This window comes from Chromohalobacter moromii (assembly GCF_023091865.1).
Taxonomy (GTDB): domain Bacteria; phylum Pseudomonadota; class Gammaproteobacteria; order Pseudomonadales; family Halomonadaceae; genus Chromohalobacter; species Chromohalobacter moromii.
In genome coordinates this window covers 350,251-373,118 of the sequence record NZ_JAHXDI010000001.1, presented here as the reverse complement: position 1 = coordinate 373,118, position 22,868 = coordinate 350,251, and the positions used below count along the sequence as shown (strand labels likewise).

General features: G+C 62.4%; 20 protein-coding genes and 3 tRNA genes. 3 read left to right on the top strand and 20 right to left on the bottom strand.

Annotated elements, in window-relative coordinates; genetic code table 11:
- Positions 1 to 87: 87 nt before the first annotated feature.
- A complete protein-coding gene (locus KZO83_RS01700) occupies positions 88 to 654 on the bottom strand; it encodes a SprT family zinc-dependent metalloprotease (RefSeq protein ID WP_247619540.1) in 567 nt (188 codons plus the stop codon).
- A 71-nt stretch (positions 655 to 725) separates the two neighbouring features.
- On the opposite strand from KZO83_RS01700, the gene KZO83_RS01695 reads away from it, so the two are divergent.
- Positions 726 to 1,376 carry a UPF0149 family protein gene (locus tag KZO83_RS01695; protein WP_247619539.1) on the top strand — a complete coding sequence of 217 codons (651 nt, stop codon included), beginning with the start codon at positions 726 to 728 and terminating at the stop codon, positions 1,374 to 1,376.
- 8 nt (positions 1,377 to 1,384) lie between these two features.
- Here the strand turns inward: KZO83_RS01695 and KZO83_RS01690 are convergent, their stop codons facing one another.
- The gene (locus KZO83_RS01690) at positions 1,385 to 2,497 is read right to left on the bottom strand and encodes a phospholipase D-like domain-containing protein (protein WP_178997680.1); all 1,113 of its coding nucleotides are present in this window, start codon (positions 2,495 to 2,497) and stop codon (positions 1,385 to 1,387) included.
- Between the two features lie 145 nt (positions 2,498 to 2,642).
- Here KZO83_RS01690 and plsB point away from each other — a divergent pair, with 145 nt between their 5' ends.
- Complete coding sequence (gene plsB / locus KZO83_RS01685) at positions 2,643 to 5,078, top strand: glycerol-3-phosphate 1-O-acyltransferase PlsB (RefSeq protein ID WP_247619538.1); 2,436 nt, start codon at positions 2,643 to 2,645, stop codon at positions 5,076 to 5,078.
- Positions 5,079 to 5,105: 27 nt separating this feature from the next.
- On the opposite strand, the gene KZO83_RS01680 is transcribed toward plsB, so the two are convergent.
- The 7 genes from KZO83_RS01680 to ampD form a co-directional block, all read right to left on the bottom strand.
- On the bottom strand, positions 5,106 to 5,879 hold the full coding sequence (locus tag KZO83_RS01680; protein WP_247619537.1) for a class I SAM-dependent methyltransferase: 774 nt from the start codon (positions 5,877 to 5,879) through the stop codon (positions 5,106 to 5,108).
- Entirely contained in the window at positions 5,876 to 6,673 is a 798-nt protein-coding gene (locus KZO83_RS01675) for an undecaprenyl-diphosphate phosphatase (RefSeq protein ID WP_247619536.1), read from the bottom strand. Before KZO83_RS01675 ends, KZO83_RS01680 begins: the two co-directional genes overlap by 4 nt.
- Positions 6,674 to 6,759: 86 nt before the next feature.
- On the bottom strand, positions 6,760 to 7,446 hold the full coding sequence (gene tsaB / locus KZO83_RS01670) for a tRNA (adenosine(37)-N6)-threonylcarbamoyltransferase complex dimerization subunit type 1 TsaB (RefSeq protein ID WP_247619535.1): 687 nt from the start codon (positions 7,444 to 7,446) through the stop codon (positions 6,760 to 6,762).
- A gap of 143 nt (positions 7,447 to 7,589) precedes the next feature.
- Entirely contained in the window at positions 7,590 to 8,246 is a 657-nt protein-coding gene (gene adk / locus KZO83_RS01665) for an adenylate kinase (RefSeq protein WP_178997672.1), read from the bottom strand.
- A gap of 292 nt (positions 8,247 to 8,538) precedes the next feature.
- The gene (aceF, locus tag KZO83_RS01660) at positions 8,539 to 10,614 is read right to left on the bottom strand and encodes a dihydrolipoyllysine-residue acetyltransferase (protein WP_247619534.1); all 2,076 of its coding nucleotides are present in this window, start codon (positions 10,612 to 10,614) and stop codon (positions 8,539 to 8,541) included.
- A gap of 156 nt (positions 10,615 to 10,770) precedes the next feature.
- Positions 10,771 to 13,461 (bottom strand): pyruvate dehydrogenase (acetyl-transferring), homodimeric type, encoded by a 2,691-nt coding sequence (gene aceE, locus KZO83_RS01655; RefSeq protein ID WP_247619533.1) that lies wholly within the window; start codon positions 13,459 to 13,461, stop codon positions 10,771 to 10,773.
- A 312-nt stretch (positions 13,462 to 13,773) separates the two neighbouring features.
- On the bottom strand, positions 13,774 to 14,349 hold the full coding sequence (ampD, locus tag KZO83_RS01650; protein ID WP_247619532.1) for a 1,6-anhydro-N-acetylmuramyl-L-alanine amidase AmpD: 576 nt from the start codon (positions 14,347 to 14,349) through the stop codon (positions 13,774 to 13,776).
- 153 nt (positions 14,350 to 14,502) lie between these two features.
- Between ampD and nadC the strand changes: the two genes are divergently transcribed.
- Complete coding sequence (gene nadC, locus KZO83_RS01645; protein ID WP_178997664.1) at positions 14,503 to 15,357, top strand: carboxylating nicotinate-nucleotide diphosphorylase; 855 nt, start codon at positions 14,503 to 14,505, stop codon at positions 15,355 to 15,357.
- A 36-nt stretch (positions 15,358 to 15,393) separates the two neighbouring features.
- Here nadC and nadA read toward each other — a convergent pair whose 3' ends face one another.
- From nadA to pqqB, 11 genes are all read right to left on the bottom strand, one after another.
- A complete protein-coding gene (nadA, locus tag KZO83_RS01640) occupies positions 15,394 to 16,425 on the bottom strand; it encodes a quinolinate synthase NadA (protein WP_247619531.1) in 1,032 nt (343 codons plus the stop codon).
- Between the two features lie 204 nt (positions 16,426 to 16,629).
- Positions 16,630 to 16,704: transfer RNA gene (locus tag KZO83_RS01635), tRNA-Lys, on the bottom strand.
- Positions 16,705 to 16,738: 34 nt separating this feature from the next.
- A tRNA-Lys gene (locus tag KZO83_RS01630) sits at positions 16,739 to 16,813 on the bottom strand.
- A 55-nt stretch (positions 16,814 to 16,868) separates the two neighbouring features.
- Positions 16,869 to 16,943: transfer RNA gene (locus KZO83_RS01625), tRNA-Lys, on the bottom strand.
- 68 nt (positions 16,944 to 17,011) lie between these two features.
- Complete coding sequence (rluB, locus tag KZO83_RS01620) at positions 17,012 to 17,872, bottom strand: 23S rRNA pseudouridine(2605) synthase RluB (RefSeq protein ID WP_178997660.1); 861 nt, start codon at positions 17,870 to 17,872, stop codon at positions 17,012 to 17,014.
- A complete protein-coding gene (scpB, locus tag KZO83_RS01615; protein ID WP_247619530.1) occupies positions 17,869 to 18,780 on the bottom strand; it encodes an SMC-Scp complex subunit ScpB in 912 nt (303 codons plus the stop codon). Before scpB ends, rluB begins: the two co-directional genes overlap by 4 nt.
- Positions 18,780 to 19,652 carry a segregation and condensation protein A gene (locus KZO83_RS01610; protein WP_218975901.1) on the bottom strand — a complete coding sequence of 291 codons (873 nt, stop codon included), beginning with the start codon at positions 19,650 to 19,652 and terminating at the stop codon, positions 18,780 to 18,782. The genes scpB and KZO83_RS01610 overlap by 1 nt, the downstream gene beginning before the upstream one ends.
- Positions 19,653 to 19,805: 153 nt before the next feature.
- Positions 19,806 to 20,921, bottom strand: coding sequence for a pyrroloquinoline quinone biosynthesis protein PqqE (gene pqqE, locus KZO83_RS01605; protein WP_247619529.1), 1,116 nt, complete (start codon positions 20,919 to 20,921; stop codon positions 19,806 to 19,808).
- Positions 20,918 to 21,199, bottom strand: a complete 282-nt coding sequence (gene pqqD / locus KZO83_RS01600) for a pyrroloquinoline quinone biosynthesis peptide chaperone PqqD (RefSeq protein WP_247619528.1) — start codon at positions 21,197 to 21,199, stop codon at positions 20,918 to 20,920. The genes pqqE and pqqD overlap by 4 nt, the downstream gene beginning before the upstream one ends.
- Positions 21,196 to 21,963: a pyrroloquinoline-quinone synthase PqqC gene (gene pqqC, locus KZO83_RS01595; RefSeq protein ID WP_247619527.1), complete on the bottom strand. Its 768-nt coding sequence runs from the start codon at positions 21,961 to 21,963 to the stop codon at positions 21,196 to 21,198. Before pqqC ends, pqqD begins: the two co-directional genes overlap by 4 nt.
- The gene (gene pqqB / locus KZO83_RS01590) at positions 21,963 to 22,862 is read right to left on the bottom strand and encodes a pyrroloquinoline quinone biosynthesis protein PqqB (RefSeq protein WP_247619526.1); all 900 of its coding nucleotides are present in this window, start codon (positions 22,860 to 22,862) and stop codon (positions 21,963 to 21,965) included. The genes pqqC and pqqB overlap by 1 nt, the downstream gene beginning before the upstream one ends.
- Between the last annotated feature and the right edge of the window lie 6 nt (positions 22,863 to 22,868).

Genomic DNA, 22,868 nt, shown 5'->3' with positions numbered 1-22,868 from the left:
GACCGTCCAAGAATGTGCCACCAGCATATACCCCTAGCCCCCCTGGCTCCCTATTAGACCTTGGTATTAACAAATTTCCTTTTTAATTCATTGAGTTACGTCATTATCACAAGCTTTTTGCGCAACGAAGCGAAGTCGCTGTCGACAATATCGACAGCGGTACGCCGTTCCGCGTCGGGCCCGAGCGTGGCGCCGCGCGGAGAAACGATGCTCGGTGTCACAGTCACAGCGATAACGATAAGGCGCGGGACTCGCCCGAGAGACATCGAAACGGTGCGTGGTACGTGGCGGCAAACCGTAGAGCTTCTGCATGACGGTACGCCATTCGTGGCCGTGCGGACGCGCCGGTGGCCCCTCGAGATGAAAGACCACCCAATGCGCCATTTCGTGCGGCACGACGTCTTCCATGAACGCCTGGCGATTCTCGCTCAGCAGGACCGGATTGAAGCGCAGCCCGCCACGGGCGAAGTGTGCCTGACCGGCGCCCTTGCCGCGTAGATCCAGCCATACCTTGGGGCGCGGCAGTGAGGGATGGACCTCGAGGGCGACACACCAGGCCGCTTCGACGCGCGCGAGCAGCGCCTCGTGGAGAGCCGGCTCGTCGAGCGACACTAACCAATCGTTATCGGGAGAGGGCAAGGTGACAGACATCATGGGATGCTAGAATGCCGCGCAACGCGACAGGCGTCCACCATTCACCGACCGCTCCCTGCAAGAGGCCCATCATGTCCGAGACGTCGCCCCCCATGCCCCTGCTCGACGACGAAGCGCTCGAGACTCTCGACGATTTCCTTGAATCCGACCAAGTCGACCCTGAAGCGCTCGACTTGATCGGCACGCACGGCTTCCTCGTCGCGCTGGCGATCGCGCCGATCGAGACACCGGCCACGACCTGGGTCGCCGAGCTTTACCATGGCGAGCCGCAGTTCACCGACGCCGCGCAGCGCGAACAGATTCTCGGCCTCTGCGAGACGCTCAAGCAAAACGCCATCGAAGCCCTCGAGCACGGTCATCTACCCGAACTGCCGTTCGATCTCGAGCTCGGCGACATCGCCCCCGAGGAAACGCCCATCGGCGATTGGTGCGCGGGCTTCATGGAAGGTGTGTTTCTCAATGAAGTCGCCTGGTTCGAGCACGATGAAGCCCGGGTCGCCGAGCTGCTGCTCCCCTTCATGGCTTTGTCGGGGCTATTCGACGACGAACCCGACATGCACGAACTGATTGCTGACGGCCCCCGAGCCGAGGCGCTCGTCAAGCAGCTACCCGAGCTGATCCTGGATCTCTATCTGCACTACCGGGTCCCCGAGGAAAAACCCAAGCCCACACCGCGCAAGAAGAAACCCGCCGGACGCCCAGGAGGCAAGGGTCGCCGCTAGACACGCATTCAGCGCAGCCGTGTCATCCACCCGTTGAGGGTGCCGAAAATCCACTCACGGCAGCGCTGAGTCCAGGGGCGATAGCGCCACTGCTCCCAATGGATTTCCTCGCTGGCGGCGAAGTTACGCTCGAACAGAGCCGCCACGTCGCGGGCGAATCTCGTATCCTCGACTTCCTGGTTAGCCTCGAGATTCCACTGCAGGCTCCAGTGATCGAAGTTGCACGAGCCGATCGACGCCCAATCGTCGACCAGCACGAACTTGGCGTGAATGAAGGTCGGCTGAAACTCGTAGATGCGTACCCCGGCCCGCAAAAGTCGCGCATAGAAACGTTGCCCGGCATAGCGAATGCTCGGATGGTCGTGGCGCGAGCCCGGCAGCAATAGCCGCACGTCAAGGCCCAGGCGCGCGGCGCGGATCAGGCGCCGGCGCAGGCTGAAGGTCGGCACGAAGTAGGGCGTGCACAGCCACAACCGCCGCTCGGCAGTGGCAATACGCTGATGCAGCGAATGCCGGATCGCCTGGTAACGATGCCCACGCCCACTGATCATCCGTCCGCGCATATTCTCCGTGAGTGGTGCGATGGAGCGCGAGGAAGGCCAGTGACGCGGCGCCGCCTTGCGGCGCGTCAATGGCGACTCCCAGAGTTGCGCGAACAGGCCGACCCAATCCGCGACGACCGGCCCCTCGATACGTACGGCGACTTCATACCACGCCTCGACGAAGGAATCGACGGCGCCGAAACCACCGGTAAAAGCCAGCTTCTCGTCGACGATCAGCAGCTTGCGATGATCGCGCGACAGATTCTTGCCCAGTTGATGCCAGGCCAGCGGATTGAAGAAACGTAGCGCCACGCCGGCCTGACGCAAACGCTCGCGGTCAGCATGCGCGAGCTTCATCGAACCATAACCATCGAGCAGTACCAGCACCGTGACACCGCGCCCGGCCGCTGCACACAAGGCATCGATCACGCGTGTGGCGAGCGTTCCCGATTCCATCAGGTACAATTCGAGATAAAGCGTGGCGCGCGCTTCATCGATGGCTGTAAACAAGGCGGGAAGAAAGCGTTTGCCTTCCGGCAACAAGGTGAAACGATTGCCTACCTGCCAACGTCCGCGCATGGTGTCTCCTTGAATTCGCCGCCTGCGCGGCGGCTTGATCATGCATCATTGACGCATGTTTGCAACGTCGCTGAAAAGCGCCAGCCTTGGGCCTACCCGGCCTGACTGGCTATACTGCTTCATCGCGTTCCTTCAAGGCTAATGGATGGCTGTTCTACGCACGTTCCTCGCTCCCTTGCGCGCCCTGTGCCGCAGGCTGCTCGACCACTGGCTCGACTACCATCATGTCGAAGCGCAGCAGCCCACACTCGATGCCATGCGGCCCACCCTCTACGTGTTGCCGCACCCCGCCTTCTCGGACAGGCTGGCACTCGAACTGATGACACGCCGCGAGGGCCTTCCCAGTGCCCGAGGCAGTGTCGTGCTCGGCGAGACACGCCTTCCCGCTTGTATCGCCCTACCCCGGCTCAGTCGCGGGCTGACGCAGATACACGGACGACGCTCGCTGCACCTCGACACCTTGCTGGCAGAGCTAGCCGACGCGCCCAATCGAGATGTCCAGCTAGTACCGGTAAGCGTGTTCTGGGGACGCGCCCCGGGCAAGGACTTCGGCTTCTGGAAACTGCTCGCGGCGGATAGCTGGCAGTGGAGCGGACGCCTGCGCCGACTCTTGTCGATGGCGGTCAATGGCAAGCACGTGCAGGTACATATCGGCGCCCCGTTGCAACTACGCACGTTGATCGAGACACGTCCGTTACCGGTCGCCCAGCGCAAGACGGCACGCGTGCTGCGCGTTCACTTTCGTCGTGTACGCGCCCGTGTGCTGGGTCCCGACCTCTCGCACCGCAATACGTTGATCCGCGGCGTGGTCGACAGCCCACAAGTGCGCCAGGCGATCTCCGACGCGGCCACCGCCCGTGGCACCAGCCCCGAACGTGAAACACGCCGGGCACTGCGTTATGGCCGCGAAATCGCTTCCAACACCTCCTACCCGGTACTGCGTTTCCTCTACCAACTGCTGCGCCGGCTCTGGAATCGTCTCTACGACGGCGTCACCGTCAACGGGCTCGATGACGTCAAGGCGCTGGCCGGCGATCACGAATTGATCTACGTGCCCTGTCATCGCAGCCATATCGACTATCTTTTGTTGTCCTACGCACTATTTCGCGAGGGATTGATGCCGCCGCACATCGCGGCAGGCCGCAACCTCGACATGCCGGTGATCGGCGCGCTGCTACGTCGAGGAGGGGCGTTCTTCCTGCGCCGCAGCTTTCGTGACAATCGCCTCTACGCGGCGGTATTCAACGAATACGTGCATCGTCTGATTTCGCGCGGGCACCCACTGGAATACTTCATCGAGGGCGGACGCTCGCGCACCGGGCGCATGCTGGCGCCGCGCCCTGGCATGCTCGCCATGACCCTTCGCTCATTCGCCCGCGACCCCCGCCGCGAGGTCGCCTTCGTGCCGGTCTATGTCGGCTACGAGAAGGTGCTGGAAAGCGGTAGCTACCTCAAGGAATTGCGTGGCGGGCACAAGAAGAAGGAGTCGCCCTTCGACCTGTTGCGCATCGTACGCCGGCTGCGACAGTCATACGGGCATGTCACGGTCAATGTCGGCGAACCGCTCATGCTCAGCGGCTTTCTCGACCGTCAGGTGCCCGATTGGCGAGACAACCGTCGCCAAACACGCCCCGACTGGCTGAACCAGGCCGTGCCCGCGCTGGGCGCCACCCTGAGCCAACGCATCAACGCGGCAGCGGCCATCACCCCGGTCTCGCTGGTCGCCCTGGGGCTTCTGGCCAATTCGCACCACGCCATCGAGGCCGATTTGCTCGAGCGTCACATGCGCTTGCTCGTGGATCTGAGGCGGCATCTGTCAGGCGGCGAGCGCATCACGCTGCCCGAGGGCGAGCCTCGGGACTGGATCGCCCATACCGCTCAATTGGAGTTCATCGAACGCCGCCAACAGGCACTCGGCGAACTGGTGCTCGCCACGCCGGAACAAGCCACGCTGCTGACCTGGTATCGCAACAACGTCTTGCACCTGTTCATCGACATGGCACTGGTCGCCTTCGCATACCGGCATAACGCCCGCTTTAATACGGAGGAGTTGCTCACGCTGCTGGGCCCCGCCTGGCCAGTGCTCGCGCATGAATTTCACCTGCCCGCTGATGCCTTTGCGCCGCGTCTGGAACGCGCTCTGGCGGCACTAGTGTCGGAAGACTTGCTGATCGAGACCGATCACGGCTGGGAGCGCCCGGCGGGGCACCTGGCCAGTAGCGAACATCTGCGCCTGCTGGGCCGGCTGGTGCAACCGACTCTGGAGCGCGGTTATCTGCTATTGGCCGTACTGCTGCGCGAAGGAAGCGGCACCCTGAACCGCGAGGCGTTGGAGGAACAAAGCCGTCAGTTGGCTGAACGTCTCACCCTGCTCTCCGGGCTCAACGCGCCGGAGTTCTTCGACAAACGCCTCTTCAGCGGCTTGCTCGACACTCTCGAGGCACAGGGCTGGTTATGGCAGGAAAACGACACGCTATGCTATGACAGCTCGCTCGAAAGCGCTCAGCGGCGTGGGCAGGCGCTCTTCGATCCCAGCCTGCGCCACCGCCTGACCCAGTTGGTACATCGCCGGCCATCATAGGTAGTGTCGGGCGCGAGATGATGACGATCACGCAGGTTTCAGGCTGCGATGCACATAGAGGTCATAGCGGCTGGTCTTGCCCTCGAGTACGTGATCGGGCGAGGGGCCCTCAAGCGGTGGCGCGCGGCGGGGACGCTTGACCACTACCCGGTGCGTAGCGACCTCCAGAGCGGCTTCCAGCAGACGCGGCGCGTCGTCATCGTCACCGGCCAGTTCGCGGAAGACGCGCATCTCTTTCTTGACCAACGCGCTCTTGTCACGGTGTGGAAACATGGGGTCGAGATGCACCACCTGCGGCGCAACGTCGTGACGCGCCACCAGCGTCGCCAGCTCACGCGCGGCATCGCCATTCGCCACCCGCATGCGCGCCACGATCTCGGCGGCCTCTTCATCCGCTCGGGCACGCCGCACGCCATCTCCGAGCAAAGCGTAAATCGCCGCCACACGCTCGATCAGCAACACTTGGGCACCGAGGCTCGCCAGCACGAAGGCATCGCGCCCCAGCCCCGCCGTGGCATCGACGATGCTCGGCGTCACGCCATGCGCCAGTCCGCATGCCTTGGCGATCAATTGCCCACGCCCGCCGCCGAAGCGACGCCGGTGCGCCACTTTGCCGGCGGTGAAGTCGACCCGAATCGGCGCCGCGCCATAGCGACGCGTATCGCCCGACAGCGCTAAGCCCTCATCGCGCATGGCCAAGCACAAGATGGTGTCGGCATCCGCCTCGGGTTGCCAGGGCAACCCAAGCCGCGCTGCCAGCGCGCGTACCGGCTCACCGATGGCCGTGACCGGTTGACTCATGTCACCCAAACCAGCAGCACCACGCCTAGAATCAAGCGGTAGATGACGAACGGCAGCATGCCGATGCGATCCAACGCGGCCAGGAACAACTTGATACACAGCCACGCCGCGACGAATGACATCAGCGTTCCCGCGACGATCGTCCCCCAGGCCACCCCCTCGCCCGCTTCGACAAGCTCAATGCCTTTGAGCGAACCGGCGGCGAGAATCAGTGGAATCGACAGCAAGAACGAGAAACGCGCGGCGGCCTGGCGGGTGAAGCCCAGCAGCAAGGCCGCCGTGATCGTGATGCCCGAACGCGACGTCCCGGGAATCAATGCCAAGGCCTGGGCGAGCCCGATGATCAGCGCATTGCGCAGCGACATCGCGGTCAACGCATGCCGACGGCTACCTCGCACATCCGCCCACCACAGCAGCAACCCAAAAACCAAGGTGGTGATGGCAATCACCAATGAGGCGCGAAGATATGACTCGATGACACTTTCCAGCAGAAAACCGATGATGACGGCAGGCAGAGTGCCGATGATCACCGCCCAGCCCAGGCGGCTTTCCGGTGTCGCTGGCGCGCCGCGACACTGCGCCACCCAATCACGCACGATGCGCGTCACTTCACGGTGGAAGACCAGCATCACCGCGGCTAGCGAGCCGACATGTACGGCAACATCGAAGGCCAACCCCTGATCGGGCCAGCCCAGCAACTGCGACGGGAGAATCAGGTGAGCGGATGACGAAATGGGCAGGAATTCGGTAAGGCCTTGAATGATGGCCAGCGCAACGACGTGCAACCAATCCATGAAATGTCCTTGAAGCAACGAAAAACATGACGCTGCGTACGGGCGTGCGAGCACGCCATTATTATTCTCGAGGGCTTAAGAAACGCTTAGGCGCGCTGCCACGCCACCTCATTGCGTAGATACACCGGAACCGTCTCGTCGGCGGCGGGACGCTCTCCCGCTTCCCAGGCCTGTACCGCCAGCCGTGCCATGTCCTCGGCGGCCGGTTGCGGCTCGCTCAGGATCTGGCCTAGCGCGGCCTGAACATCGGCAGGCATCCGCTCACGTAGGGCCCAACCCGAACCGATGCCCACCCAGTCGACATCGTGGGAAGCCACAGGTAGACGCAGTCGCTCCGGTGCCAACACGGCTTCCTGCATGAGCGGCTCAAGCATGCCATCGTGACAGCGATAGGAAGCGGCATAGACCTCGTTCATGCGCGCGTCCATTGCCACCACCACATAGCGCGCGTGGAGACGCCGATGCGCAGCAAGCGCCAGGGCTTCCAAAGTGGATACGCCGATCAAGGGACATTCGAGCGCGAAAGCCAGCCCCTGCGCCGTCCCGGCAGCGATGCGCAAACCGGTGAACGAGCCCGGCCCACGACCGTATGCCAACGCATCGAGATCGGAGAGCCCTACGCCCGCCTCGGCCAGCACCTCATCGACCATCGGCATCAGGAGCTGAGTGTGTTGACGTGGGGCGTCACGATAACGGGAAACGACATGGCCATCGCGCCACAAGGCGCAGGAACAGGCGCTAGTAGAGGCATCCAGGGCCAACAAAGTGGGCATCGGCGATCATCGAGCAACGGGTGAGCCCGCACTATAAACGTGCCATCGGTCATTGGCAAAACGCCCGGCGCACCGCCCGATGCAATCTTGACGCAGGTCGTCATTGCGCGGCGCCAGGGACGCCGCGCGGTAGGAACAGATACTTATCCTTCGAGCGCCGTCAGCACCTGCTGGCGGATCGACTCGACGCTGCCGGTACCTTCCACACGGTGGTAGGCTGGCGCGCTTTGTGGGTCTTGCTGGGCCCATTCGCGGTAATACTTCACCAGCGGCTCGGTCTGTTCATGATAAACGGACAAGCGGTTGCGCACGGTCGATTCCTGATCGTCGTCGCGCAGCACGATCGCTTCACCCGTCACGTCATCCTTGCCCTCTTCCTTGGGCGGCTGGTATTCGACGTGATAGACACGCCCCGAGCCCGGGTGCACCCGACGACCCGCTAGACGCTTGACGATTTCCTCGTCATCCACGGCGACCTCCAGCACATGGTCGAGCTTGACGTTGGCGTCTTTCATCGCATCGGCCTGGGGGATCGTGCGCGGGAAACCATCGAACAGGAAACCATTGGCGCAATCTGGCTGGGCGATACGCTCCTTGACCAGTGAGATGATGATATCGTCGGACACCAGACCGCCGCTGTTCATGATCTCTTTGACCTTGAGTCCCAGTTCACTTTCCTCCTTGACCGCCGCACGCAACATATCGCCGGTGGAGATCTGCGGAATGTCGAAATGCTCGCAGATGAATTGGGCCTGGGTGCCCTTGCCTGCGCCCGGGGCGCCCAACAAGATCAAACGCATCGATAGTGCTCCTTGAACGAGTCATCACATGTTCGTTATTAGCCATGGCATGTTCCATGAAGCACACGCCATCGCAGTGAGAATGGCCCATGACGATACCTGCACGGCTCAAGCGGCACAAGCACGCCCGCCCCGGGCTCGGCCTGCTCTAAGCGCTATAATTCGCCTTTTTTCATGGAGTTGCCTCGAGCGTTGTACTTTCGTCGCGCGCGTGACAGTGGCTCCGTTTGTCGTGACATAAAAAAGCGGCCCCCGAGGAGGCCGCTTCTATCACGTCACCGCTATGCTCGGATTACATCAGCAGGCGACGAATATCGCTCAGTGCCTGGGCCAAAAAGGCCGTGAAGCGCGCCGCATCCGCGCCGTTGACCGCACGGTGATCGTAGGACAGCGATAGCGGCATCATCAGCCTTGGGGCGAACTCGGCGCCGTCCCACACCGGTTTCGTCTGCGCCTTGGAAACGCCGAGGATGGCGACTTCCGGGGCGTTGACGATGGGCGTGAAGGCGGTGCCGCCGATGGAGCCCAGGCTGGAGATGGTGAAGCAGCCACCGGTCATCTCCTCGCGCTTGAGCTTTTTCGACTGCGCCTTGCCGGCCAGTTCGACCGACTCCTTGGCCAGCTCGATCAGCGACTTCTGGTCGGCGTTACGGATTACCGGCACCATCAAGCCGTCCGGCGTATCCACGGCGATGCCGATGTGCACGTAATGCTTCTGCACCAGCGTTTCGCCGTCGCTCTTCAGGCTGACGTTGAACTGCGGGAACTTCTGCAAGGCGTAGGCACAGGCCTTGATCATGAACGGCAGCGGCGTGAGCTTGGCGTCCTGCTTGGCGGCCTCGTCCTTCATCGACTTGCGGAAGGCTTCGAGCTCGGTGATGTCCGCTTCGTCGAACTGGGTGACGTGCGGCACGTTGAGCCAGCTGCGATGCAGGTTGGCCGCGCCCGCCTTCATCAGGCGGCCCATGGGCTTTTCCTCGACCTCGCCGAACTGGCTGAAGTCGATGTCCGGCACCGCCGGGATACCCGCACCGCCCGCTGGCGCGGCACTGCTCCCAGCCCCGCTGGAACGCTGCTGAAGGGCGTTTTTGACGTAGCCTTGCACGTCTTCCTTCAGCACGCGGTTCTTGGGCCCGGTGGGTGTGACCTGAGCCAGGTCGACGCCCAGCTCGCGCGCCAGCATACGCACCGCCGGCCCCGCATGCACATGAGCACCCGCCGTCTTGTCGTCGCCTTGCTTGTGACGCGCCTCGGGGCTCGGCTCGCCCGTGGGCTGCTTGGCAGATGACGTCGACTTGGCAGTGCTGGCCTTTTGCTGACCGGCATCGGCCTTCTGGTCCGCCTTGCCAGCGTCGGGCTTCTTGCCGGTATCGGCTTTCTTGGCCGGCTTCTTGCTACCGGCCACTTCTATATAGCCGATCAGGTCGCCCTCGGAGACGCTGTCGCCTTCCTTGACCGAGACCTCGACCACCTTACCCTTGTAGGGGCTGGGCACGTCCATGGAAGCCTTGTCGGATTCCAGCGTGATCAACGTGTCTTCCGCGTCGATCTCGTCGCCTTCGCTGATCGCCAATTCGATGATCGGCACGTTCTCGCTGCCGCCGATATCCGGGACACGGAGTTCCTTGCGGCCTCCCTCGTCGCCGCCTTCTTCGGTATCCTCGCCGGCGTCTTGATCCTCGGTGTCCGCGTCCGACTCGGCACTGTCAGAGTCGCCTTCCGCCGGCGCTTCGTCGGTATCGTCGTCTGCGTCGTCACCTTCGCCGGCGATCTCCATGCTGCCGATCAGGTCACCCTCGGAGACGCTGTCGCCCTCCTTGACCGCCAGCGAGACGAGCTTGCCACTGTAGGGGCTCGGCACGTCCATCGATGCCTTGTCGGATTCCAGCGTGATCAGCGAGTCTTCCGCGCTGACCTCATCGCCTTCACTGACCGGCACCTCGATGATTTCGACGCCTTCGCTGCCGCCGATATCCGGCACCTTGATTTCGACGGTGCGTTTGCCGCCACCGGTGGATTTCTTCTTCGGTGCCGCCTTTTCGGGCTCAGCCGTTTCCTGCTTCTCGGCGCTCTCGTCCTGTGACTGATCCTCGTCCTGCGAGGACGTGTCACCGGCATCGTCGCCACCGCCTTCCGCTTCGAGCTCGAGAATATCGTCACCCTCGGAGACGCTGTCGCCTTCTTTGACCAGCACTTTGACGACCTTGCCCCCCTTGGGCGCAGGGACATCCATGCTGGCCTTGTCGGATTCCAGCGTGATCATGGTGTCTTCGGGCGCGATGACATCGCCCTCAGATACCGCCACCTCGATGATCTCGACGCCTTCGCTGCCGCCGATATCGGGAACTTTGATGATTTCGCTACTCAAGGTCGCGCTCCTTTCCAATCTGGTGGCCTGATCGCTCCGGTCCTCAATACCGACCGGATGACGCGATCAGACCATGCAATCTGGCCATGGCCGCCACCGCACTCAGGCGATGGCGGCACCTTGATGGGACACTTCAGTCCATGACATCAACGGGGCTCAAGACACCAGCGGGCTGGGCTTGGCAGGGTCGATGCCGTATTTCTTCATGGCATCATTGACGACCTTGGCGTCGATTTCACCGCGACTGGCCAGCGCACGCAGCGCCTGAATGGTCACGTAGTAGCGATCAACTTCGAAGAAACGACGCAGCGCTTCACGCGTGTCGGAACGCCCGAAACCATCGGTCCCCAGCACATGGAAGTCACTCGGTACCCAAGCACGAATCTGATCGGCGTAGAGCTTCATGTAGTCGGTCGAGGCGATGACCGGCCCCTCGACATCTTTCAGCTGCTGTGACACCCACGGCTTCTCACGCTTCTCATCGTAGTCGAGGAACTGCAGCCGGTCGTATTCGAGCGCTTCGCGACGCAGTTCGTTGAAGCTGGTCACACTCCACACATCGGCGACGACATCGTGATCGTTCGCCAGCATCTCAGCGGCGGCTTCGACCTCACGGAGAATCGTCCCGCTGCCCATGAGCTGCACGCGCGGCTGCTTCTTACGACCGTCCTTCTTGCCTTCCTGAAGCAGATACATGCCGCGAACGATGCCTTCCTCGCTGCCCTTCGGCATCTCCGGGTGCGGGTAGTTCTCGTTCATCACGGTCAGGTAATAGAAGCAGTTTTCCTTGTCCTGGAACATCCGCTTCAGACCATCTTGCAGGATCACCGCGACCTCGTGGCCATAGCACGGGTCGTAGGCACGGCACGACGGTACGGTCGACATCAGAATATGGCTATGGCCATCCTGGTGCTGCAAACCCTCGCCATTGATGGTCGTGCGCCCGGCGGTACCGCCGATCATGAAACCGCGCGCCTGCAGATCCCCGGCGGCCCAGATCAGGTCGCCGACGCGCTGATAGCCAAACATCGAGTAGTAAACGTAGAACGGGATCAGCGGCAGGTGATGGTTGGCGTAGGCCGTCGCCGCCGCGATCCACGCGGAGATGGAACCGGCTTCGGTGATGCCTTCCTCGAGGATCTGACCCTTCTGGTCCTCGCGGTAGTACATGATCTGGCCGGCATCCATGGGCTCGTACTTCTGCCCTTCGGCGGCGTAGATACCCAACTGGCGGAACATGCCCTCCATTCCGAAAGTACGCGCTTCGTCGGGAATGATCGGCACCACGCGAGCACCCAACTGCTTGTTCTTGACCAAGCCATTGAGCACACGCACGAAGGACATCGTGCTAGACACTTCACGGTCGCCGGAGCCCTTGAGCTGACTGGCGAACATCTTGTCGTCGAGCCCAGGGATCTCGAGTGCCTCGAAATCGTTCTTGCGGGCCGGCAAAAAGCCACCGAGTTTTTCGCGCTGGAGATGCAGATACTTCATCTCCGGGCTATCGTCGTCGGGCTTGTAGTACGGGATGTCACCGCTTTCGATCTGCTCGTCAGAGATCGGTACGCCGAAACGATCACGAAACGCCTTGAGAGCGTCGGTATCCATCGACTTGATCTGGTGAGCCTCCATGTCGGCTTCGCCGCTGCCGCCGCCCATGCCATAGCCCTTGACGGTATGCGCCAGGATGACGGTGGGACGATTGTCGGCGTTGTTGACTGCTTCATGGTAGGCCGCGTAGACCTTCTGCGGATCGTGACCGCCACGGTTGAGACGGAAGATCTGCTCGTCGGAGTAGTCCTTGACCATCTCCGCCGTTTCATCGTATTTACCGAAGAAATGCTCGCGGGTGTACTTGCCGCCCTGGGCTTTGTAGTTCTGGTACTCGCCGTCGACCGCCTCGTCCATGCGCTTTTGCAGCATGCCCTTGGTGTCCTGTTCGAACAGCGGGTCCCACTGACCGCCCCAGACGACCTTGATCACGTTCCAACCGGCACCGCGGAAGACCCCTTCGAGCTCGTCGATGACGCGCGAGTTGCCGCGCACCGGCCCGTCGAGACGCTGCAGGTTGCAGTTGATGACGAAGATCAGGTTGTCGAGCTTCTCGCGGCTGGCCAGATGGAGTGCGCCCAGCGATTCCGGCTCGTCGCACTCACCGTCACCGAGGAAGGCCCAGACCTTGCGGTCCTGCATGTCCTCGAGCTCACGCGAATGCAGATACTTCATCACGTGGGCCTGATAGATCGCCTGGATCGGCCCCAGTCCCATGGAGACCGTGGGGAACTGCCAGTAATCCGGCATCAGGTACGGGTGCGGATAGGACGGCAGCGCTTCGCCGTCGACTTCCTGACGGAAGTTATCCATCTGCTCCTGCGTCAGACGACCTTCCAGAAACGAACGTGCATAGATACCCGGCGTGACGTGCCCCTGGATATACAGCAGGTCACCCTTGTGGTCGCCATTGTCAGCACGGAAGAAGTGATTGAACCCCACTTCGTAAAGCGTGGCACTGGACTGATAACTGGCGATGTGACCGCCCAGACCCTTGTGCTTCTTGTTGGCGCGCAATACCTGAACCATCGCATTCCAGCGGATGGCCGAACGAATCTTGCGCTCGATGAACATGTCACCGGGCATCTTGGCTTCGCGATGCATCGGAATGGTATTGCGATGCGGCGTGGTCCCGGAAAAGGGAGGTGAAGAGCCATCGCGACGCAGACGATCCGCCAAGCGGCTCATGATGTAACGAGCGCGCTCTTCGCCCTCATGCTCGATGACCGAGGCCAAGGAATCCAGCCATTCCGTGGTTTCGATCGGATCGAGATCGTTTCTTGCCTCCAGACTCATAGACGTCTCTCCGAATGAAGATTGTATGTCGGTCATGGCCCGTCTACGCATCGCGATGGGGCCTGTGGCGCTCTTCAGTGCGGGCGCGACCTTCTTTGGGTCGTGTCTCCGAGAAAACTTTCTGTAATTTCCTTACAGCGGGGCGTGCAAGACGCACGAATTCAGGGCACGACGATACCGCAAACGCCGTCTGCTGCCAATTCGATAGGCCGCAAGCGACCTGCAAAATACTTATTGCCCCTGCCCGCTTAGGACATATCGCAGGGGTACAACAAAGTCTTACGCGATGTAGTGAATTTACACGCATGCAGTTCAGCAGGACGCTGTGTCCACCATCTCCTCGAGACAACGATGAAAATAGGCCCAGTCGAAGGCCGGGCCGGGGTCGGTCTTGCGCAACGGCGCAATATGCGCGTGACTGGTCATCCGCTCGACACTCAAAGCAGGATATTGTGCCTGCAAGGCGGTCAATACACGCACCAGACAGCGATACTGCGCGTCGCGATAGGCATGAATATCGTCGCCCTCCAGCTCGATACCGATGCTGAAGTCGTTGAGTTCACGGCGTTCACGCTGACCATCCCACCAGCGCGAGCGGCCGGCATGCCAGGCGCGCCGATCGAACCCCACGAACTGCACCGCTTCACCATCGCGACGGATCAGCACATGCGCCGAGACCCGCAAGGCGTGAATCGTGGCAAAGTAAGGGTGCGCAGTGGGATCGAGACGATTGGTGAACAAACGCTCGATGGCATCGCCACCGAAGCGTCCCGGTGGCAGGCTGATGGCATGCAACACCAATGCCGATACTTCCCCCTCGGGGCGCGCGTTATGGTTGGGCGAGACGACGTGCCGCGCCGTGGTGAGCCAGTGATTGTCGACCCGCATGCCTGCTCCTATCTTCTCGGGACGTACTTCTCGAAACGTACCTCTCAGGACGTACTTGCAGGACGCACCCGAATGACCAGCGTACCCCTGACCGAATCGCCGTGATCCCGATATAATGCCCCTATTGTCGCACATCAAAGAAAGGCGCCTGACATGCAATATCGCGAAGCTCTCGCGGAGGATATCCGCACCAGTGCCGCCCGCCTGCTGGCGGAGGACGTCGGCCCCGGCGACATCACCGCACAGTTGATCCCTGCCAAGCAGTGGGCCTGGGCACGCGTCGTGGCCCGCGAGGACGCGGTGCTGTGCGGAGTGGCCTGGGTCGACGAGCTCTATCGGCGTCTCGACCCGAGCGTCAAGCTCACCTGGCATGCCGCCGATGGCGACGCCCTAGCGCCCGAGGAGACTTTTCTCGAGCTGGAAGGCCCCGCGCGCAGCTTGATGACCGGTGAGCGCGCAGCCCTCAACCTGCTGCAGACACTCTCGGGCACGGCGACGCGCACGCGCGATTACAGGGCACGGGTCGCCGACACCGGCGTGGCACTGCTGGACACGCGCAAGACCCTACCCGGCCTGCGCTTGGCGCAGAAATACGCCGTCACTTGCGGCGGCGGTCACAATCATCGCCTGGGCCTGCACGACGCCTTTTTGATCAAGGAAAACCATATCGCCGCCTGCGGCGGCATTGCCAAGGCCGTCACCGCCGCACGCCGCATCGCCAGCGACCTGCCGGTGGAGGTAGAAGTAGAAACGCTCGACGAGCTCGACGCCGCCCTCTCCGCCGGCGCAGACACCATCATGCTCGACAACTTCGATCTCGAGACGCTGCGCGAGGCAGTCGCACGCACGGCCGGGCGCAGCCGCCTGGAAGCCTCCGGCAATGTCAGCGAGGCAACCCTGCGCGATATCGCCGACACCGGGGTCGACTGCATCTCCATCGGCGCGCTGACCAAGGACGTCAAAGCCGTCGATCTATCGATGCGCGTCGTGCGTACCGAAACGCTTTGACGATTCTTGTGTGGCCATTGCCGTTGTCTAGCGGGCTCAGCGACCGAACGCCAGCATCCGCTCCAAGGGCTTGAGCGCTCGCTGACGCAGCGCCGCCTCGATGTGAATCTCGTCACCGCCTTCTCTGAGGGCGCGCTCGAGGCGATCCAGGTCATTCATTGCCATCCACGGGCAGTGCGCGCAACTCCGGCAGGTCGCGCCGTCGCCTGCCGTGGGCGCCTCGAACAGCGTCTTGTCCGGCACCGCCTGCTGCATCTTGTAGAAAATACCGCGGTCGGTGGCCACGATCAGGCGTTGCTGGTCGAGTTCGCGTGCGGCCTTGATCAGTTGCGAGGTCGAGCCCACCACGTCGGCCAGTTCGACGACTCCCATCGGCGACTCGGGATGCACCAGTAAAGCGGCATCAGGATAGACCTTCTTGAGATCCAGTACTCCCTGAGCCTTGAACTCCTCGTGCACGATGCAGGCGCCATCCCAGAGCAGCATGTCGGCGCCAGTACGCTCGCGGATATAACGCCCCAGGTGCTTGTCCGGTGCCCACAGGATCTTTTCGCCACGGGCCTGGAGATCCTCGATGACCTCGACCGCGATCGACGAGGTCACCACCCAATCCGCGCGCGCCTTGACCGCCGCCGACGTATTGGCATAGACCACGACCGTGCGGTCGGGATGCGCATCGCAGAAGGCCGCAAACTCATCCGCCGGGCAGCCGTCGTCCAGCGAGCAGGTCGCCTCCAGCGTGGGCATCAAAACGGTTTTCTCAGGGGACAGGATCTTGGCGGTCTCGCCCATGAAGCGGACACCCGCCACTACCAGGGTCGTGGCCGAGTGCCGGGCGCCGAAGCGCGCCATCTCCAGGGAGTCGGCCACACAGCCGCCGCTTTCCTCGGCCAGCTGCTGAATGGCATCGTCGGTGTAGTAATGTGCCACCAAGGTGGCATTACGCTCGCTCAACAAACGCTTGATCGTTTCGGTCTGCGCACGCGCCTGTGCACTCGGCGCGATCGGGCAGTACGCACGGGCCAGCGACGAGGCTGCCTCAGGCGCTTTCGGTGTCATGATCGTCATCGTGTCTACCACTGTGACTGGCAGGGACTCCCCCTGCATAACGAGAAGCGTAGCGCCGCGATCTCTTCGCGGACGCACCGCACCCGGTTTCATGATACTGCCCGTCGATGTCGGCTCGCCAGCATCGTGTTCACACGAACATCGCCACCGGCGCATGGCACCAGAACGCAAAAACCCCGCCTCATGCGAGACGGGGTTGAATGCTGGTGGGTCGTGTAGGATTCGAACCTACGACCAATTGGTTAAAAGCCAACTGCTCTACCACTGAGCTAACGACCCATAACCTGCCCATTCAGACAGTTTTCGGCGGCAATGGTGGGTCGTGTAGGATTCGAACCTACGACCAATTGGTTAAAAGCCAACTGCTCTACCACTGAGCTAACGACCCGCCGCCGGGTCTTCGAAACGTACATTGCGTCACGCCATTCAGAGGCGCTGGACAATGGTGGGTCGTGTAGGATTCGAACCTACGACCAATTGGTTAAAAGCCAACTGCTCTACCACTGAGCTAACGACCCGTCCCGATAGGGCGCACATAGTACTGATAACACTCGACATTGACAAGATTTTTTTGCTGAAAAGCCGCTCACCGCGAGCGCCGCGAGCTCTTCGGCTTGCGCATGGCATTGACCGGGCGACGCTTGTTCTTATCGCGGCTCCAACGGTTCTTCTCGTCGGGCGTCAACGCGGGTACCTTGCGTGCCGACAGGCCCGCCAATTGCGCCAAGTCGTCTACCTCTTCCTGTGAAAGTTCGACCCATTCACCTGCCTTGGCGCGTTTATCGAGGAAGATATTGCCGTAACGAACGCGCTTGAGGCGGCTCACAGTGAGCTCTTGCGACTCCCAGAGCCGGCGCACCTCGCGATTTCGCCCTTCGAGAATCACCACGTGGAACCACGTATTGATGCCTTCGCCGCCAAACTCCTGGACATCGGTGAAACGCGCCGGACCATCTTCGAGCATCACCCCCTCGGTCATGGCAGTCACGTTTTCCGGGCGAACGCCGCCCATCACGCGTACCGCGTATTCGCGCTCGACCTGCGTGGAAGGATGCATCAAACGGTTGGCGAGTTCGCCGTCAGTGGTAAATAGCAACAGACCACTGGTGTTGATATCCAGGCGACCAATGGCGATCCAACGCTCTCCTTTGAGGCGCGGCAAGCGATCGAAGACAGTCCGACGTCCCTCGGGATCGCGTCGCGTGCACAACTCGCCCTCGGGCTTGTTGTACATGATGACGCGTCGCGGCACTTCCTCGGCATCGCGTAGGTTGACGGGGCGCTCGTCGAGGGTGACCCGGTCACGCGTCTCGATGCGATCGCCCAGCGTGGCGACCTGGCCATTGACCTTGACGCGGCCGTCGGTGATGGCGGTTTCCATCTCACGACGCGAGCCGAAGCCCGCGCGCGCCAGTACCTTCTGCAATTTTTCGGTAGGCGTGTTCATGAATCGAACGTTGTCTCGTCTGTTGAATGTTCCGCGTCCGCCGCGTCGGAAGTGTTGGCGTCACCCTCAGCAGGCGATGCTCCGGCTTCCTCTTCCCGTCGGCGGGCGCGTTCGGCCAGGCGAGCTTCGAGTTCGGCGAAACTCACTCCCGACCGCTCGGACGCCGTCCCGGCGTGCTGATCGTCGGCCGTCCCGGCCGTCGTCGTATCTGTCGTGTCTGGCTCGGCCTCGGATGGCGACACTGTCTGCGACGCCTCCTCTACCGGTGTCGTATTTTCGGTGTTGTCGGCGTGACTGTCACGCGCCGATGGATTATCCACCTCATCCGGCCCCAACGTCTCCTTATCATGCCCCAGAGCCTCCTCGAAACGCGTCTCGAATTCCTTGAGTTCATGCATCGGCGGCAGGGCATCGAGGGTCTTGAGGCCGAAGTCATCGAGAAAGGCACGCGTAGTGGCGTAAACCGAGGGCCGCCCCGGCACGTCACGCTGTCCCACGACGCGAATCCATCCCCGCTCGGTCAGGGTACGCATGATCGAGCTGCTCACCGAGACCCCGCGAACTTCCTCGATATCGCCACGGGTGACGGGTTGACGATAGGCGATCAGCGCCAAGGTCTCCAGCAACGCGCGCGAATAACGCTGCGGCTTTTCATCCCACAGCCGCGATATCCAAGGCGAAAAACGTGCACGAATGCGGACTTGAAACCCCGAGGCGGTCTCGATGAGTTCCAGAGCGCTATGCTCGAGGCGCTCGCCGAGACGCGCCAAGGCATCACGCAGCTCACCACGCGATGGGCGCTCACGCTCATCGAACAGACTCTCCAGGCGTTCGGAAGTCAGCGGTTCGCCGGCGGCCAACAACGCCGCTTCGCAGACTTCGTCGAGAGACGTCGTCGCCTCGTTCATCAGGGTTCCTCTTCGGCATTGGCGAAGGCGCTTTCTCCGCCATCGTCATCGTCCGTCGCGGGGCTGTCGTCGACCGCTTCAGCCACCAGCCGGGCACGCACATGAATCGGCGACAGCGGCGCGTTCTGCGCGATCTCGATCATCGCCTCTTTGGCCAGCTCGAGAATCGCCATGAAAGTCACCACCACGCCCGCGCGCCCCTCCTCGAGCGTGAACAACGCCTCGAACGGGGTATAACGTTGGCCGTCCAACTGTTCCATGACACGTAGCATACGCTCGCGGGTGGATAGTACCTCGCGGCTGATCTGGTGAGACTGCTGAAACTCGGCCCGCTTGAGCAGTCCCGACAGGGCGTGCAGAAGCTCATCCAGCTCGACCTGGGGGTGAACCACTCGGGTCTCGAGCGTGGGCAGTGCAGCCTGCGCCGTTACCCAATCACGCCCTTCGCGCGGCAATTCATCCAATCCCTCGGCGGCCAGCTTCAACTGCTCGTATTCCTGCAAGCGGCGGATCAGTTCGGCGCGCGGGTCTTCGGCGTCTTCGTCCTCCCCCTTGGGTGGACGCGGTAACAACGTGCGCGACTTGATCTCCGCCAGCATCGCCGCCATCAGCAAATACTCGCCGGCCAGGTCGATCTCCAGCGCACGCATCAGCTCGACGTATTCGATGTACTGATGCGTGATCGCCGCTACGTCGATACCCAGGATATCGAGGTTCTGACGCCGGATCAGGTACAGCAATAAATCGAGCGGCCCTTCGAAGGTTTCGAGAAAGACACGCAACGCCTCGGGCGGAATGTAGAGATCTTCCGGCAGCTCGGTGATGGGCTGATCGTGCAGGCGCGCCAATACCGCCGCTTGGGACGCGGCCAAGGCGGTATCGGCACTGACGGGCTCGGCGGTATCACTCACGCGTGACGCTCTCCTCGATTGCGCCTCACGGCGCGACCTTCGACAAACGCGCAGTGTAGCAAGGCTGCTGGGAGGCGAACACGCCCGCGTCATGCAAGACGTGTCGATGGGCCGTCAGGCGCTCTCGGTCGTCCGCGCAAAGCGCCGATAAGTGAACTCGGACGCACCCGAGGCATCGCGCACCGCCAAGGTTTGGACCTCGTCGTGATACGGAGACTTTTCGCACACCGGGTCCATCTGTGTTGCATCGCCGGTGAGCATCAGCGCCTGACAACGGCAGCCGCCCCAGTCGATTTCCTTGCGCTCGCAGCTCTGGCAAGTCTCGGGCATCCAATCCGTACCGCGATAGGCGTTGAAGGCCGGGCTGTCGTACCAGATTTCCCGCAGCCCATGATCCGCGACATTCCAGAACTCCAGATGCGGAATCGTCTCCGCCGCATGGCACGGCAGCACCTTGCCCGAGGGCGTCACGTTGAGGGACTGGCGTCCCCAGCCATTCATGCAGGGCTTGGGCAGCCGCGCATGGTAATCCGGGACCACGGCATCGATGACCAGGCGCCCTTGCAGGCGCTCACGCGCGGCCTCCACTCGCTCGACAGCTTCCATGACCTGCTCGCGACTCGGCATCAGGGCCGCGCGATTGACCAGCGCCCAACCATAGTACTGCGCATGGGCAATCTCCAGCCGCCGCGCACCTAATTCTACGGCCAGATCCACGAACTCATCGATCTGATGCAGGTTGGCGCGGTGGATCACCGCGTTCAACGTCAATGGCAGCCCGACGTCCGTCACCTCGGCGGCGAAGGCACGCTTGCGCGCATGGGCGCCGGTCATGTTGGCGACGTGATCGGTCACCTCGGGCGTCGCGCCCTGAAACGACAGTTGAACGTGATCGAGGCCCGCGTCCGCCAGGGTCTCCAACCGGACACGGTCGATGTTGACGCCGGCGGTAATCAGGTTGGAATACAAGCCCGCGTCCACGCAGGCCGTCACCAGCTCGGGCAAGTCGGGACGCAGCGCAGGCTCGCCGCCCGAGAGATGGACCTGCAGCACGCCAAGCTCGGCGGCTTCGGCGAAGACGCGCTGCCAGGTCGCGGTATCCAGCTCTTGGCGGCGGCGCTCCAGCGCCACGGGATTAGAGCAGTACGGGCACTGCAGCGGGCAACGGTGCGTCAACTCCGCCAGCATCCCCATAGGCGGCTGCACGTCATGCGCCTGCGAATGTGTCATGCAACCTCCAGGACACGTTTCTCGACCAACCCAGCGAACATGGCCGTCACGTCCTCGGCGATACGCTCGCGCGGCGCCTGATAGGTCTCGCACAGCCCATCGATGATCGCGCCGACGCTGCGCTCGCCGTCCACATGACCGACCACGGCCTGCGCGATGCCATCGAGCTGGAAGACGCGCTCAGGGGCCAGCAGTACCCAGCCGCCCCGCCGTTTATCTTCGCGTAGCCTGACGCCGCGCGGTAGGCGCACGATGTCGCTTTCCTGAATTGTCGTCATAACGTCCCTGTTTGCACTTCGCCATCCCAGGCCCCGGGCGGCACATGACCGGGTGCGACATAGGCGTGATGCAAGGCATCCAGTTGGGTCCATAGCACCTGGCATTTGAATATCAATGCCTCAAGCACCGCCTGCTGCTGATCCGGACGTTCGGCATGGCGCTTGACGTAATCGAGCGCCATCTCCGCATCCCGCGGCGCCTGGGTCAAACGCGGTTCGAAATAGGCCAGCGTCTCGGCGGAAACGAAATCGTAGTGCTCGAGCATGCCGCTGACCCGCTGGCCGATCACCAAGGGCGAAAACAGCTCGGTCAGCGACGAGGCGATGGCTTCCAGCACGCTGCGCTCGCGCACGAAATGCAGATAGGCCTCCACCGCAAAGCGCGTGGCCGGCAGAATCCGCCGGGTCGAGACCACCATCTCGCGATCCAACCCCAGCCCGTCGGTGAGCTTCAGCCAGCGCGCGATACCGCCCTCGCCCTCGGCTTCACCGTCGTGATCCACCAGCCGGGCGCGCCACTCGCGGCGCAGCGCCGGGTCGTCGAGGCGCGCGATCAGCGAAGCGTCCTTGAGCGGAATCATCGACTGGTAGTAATAGCGGTTGAGCGCCCAGGCCCGTACCTGGCGGCGATTCAGTTCGCCGTTTTGCAGCATGAGCTGAAAGGGATGGCGATGATGGTAACGCTGCTCGCCGATCGCTCGTAAACGTGCTTCCAGTGCGTCCGCGTTCAGCGCCTCGTGGATCGGGGTTTCAATATCACTCATCAGCATTCCAGTTCCATGCCATCGTGGGCGATCTCCCACCCGTGACGCGTGGCCTCCCGGCGCTCCGAGGAATCGTCGATCAAGACCGGATTGGTGTTGTTGATATGAACGAAGACACGCCGCCCGATGTTCAGCGACGACAACGCGGCCATACTGCCCGTCTCGCCGGACATCGACATGTGCCCCATGCGGCTCCCCGTCTTGTGGCCGACACCGGCGCGAATCATCTCGTCATCACGCCACAGCGTACCGTCGAACAGCACCAGATCGGCGCCCTCGAGACGTGCCGCTAGGCGTTCGTTCAGCGCGGCGCAACCGGGAATGTAATACGTACGGCGACCCGCGGCGCGGAACTCGATGCCCACGGTCGCTTCTCCTTCCACGCCAATGTCTACCTGCTCGCCTTCCAGATACAACGCCGTCTTGCCCGGCACCGCAAACATGCGCGCCTCGAGCCCCTCGGCAAGCGTCAGGGGCTGCTCCAGCGCCACCGAGACACGCTCGACGTAATCCGGATTGAGCACATTGAAAATCGGGCTGTCACGCAACACGGCCTGGATCTCCGCCGTGGCATACAATCGGTAGGGCGAACTTTCACGCAAGCTCAACAAACCACCGACATGGTCGACGTCGCCGTTGGTCAGCAATACCGAAGCAATCGGGGTGTGGCGTTGTCCCTGCTGGGGAAACAGCGCGGGCGTTCGGCGTATCTGGGTCAGCACTTCAGGTGCGCAATTGATCAGGGCCCACGAGCGACCATCGGCACTAACGGCAATGGAGGATTGGGTTCGCGGCGTGACGCGCGGGTCGCCCGCCCATGCCAGCCGGCATACTTCACAACGGCAATTCCATTGGGGCAGACCGCCACCGGCGGCCGCCCCGAGTACACGAATATACAAAGCCGC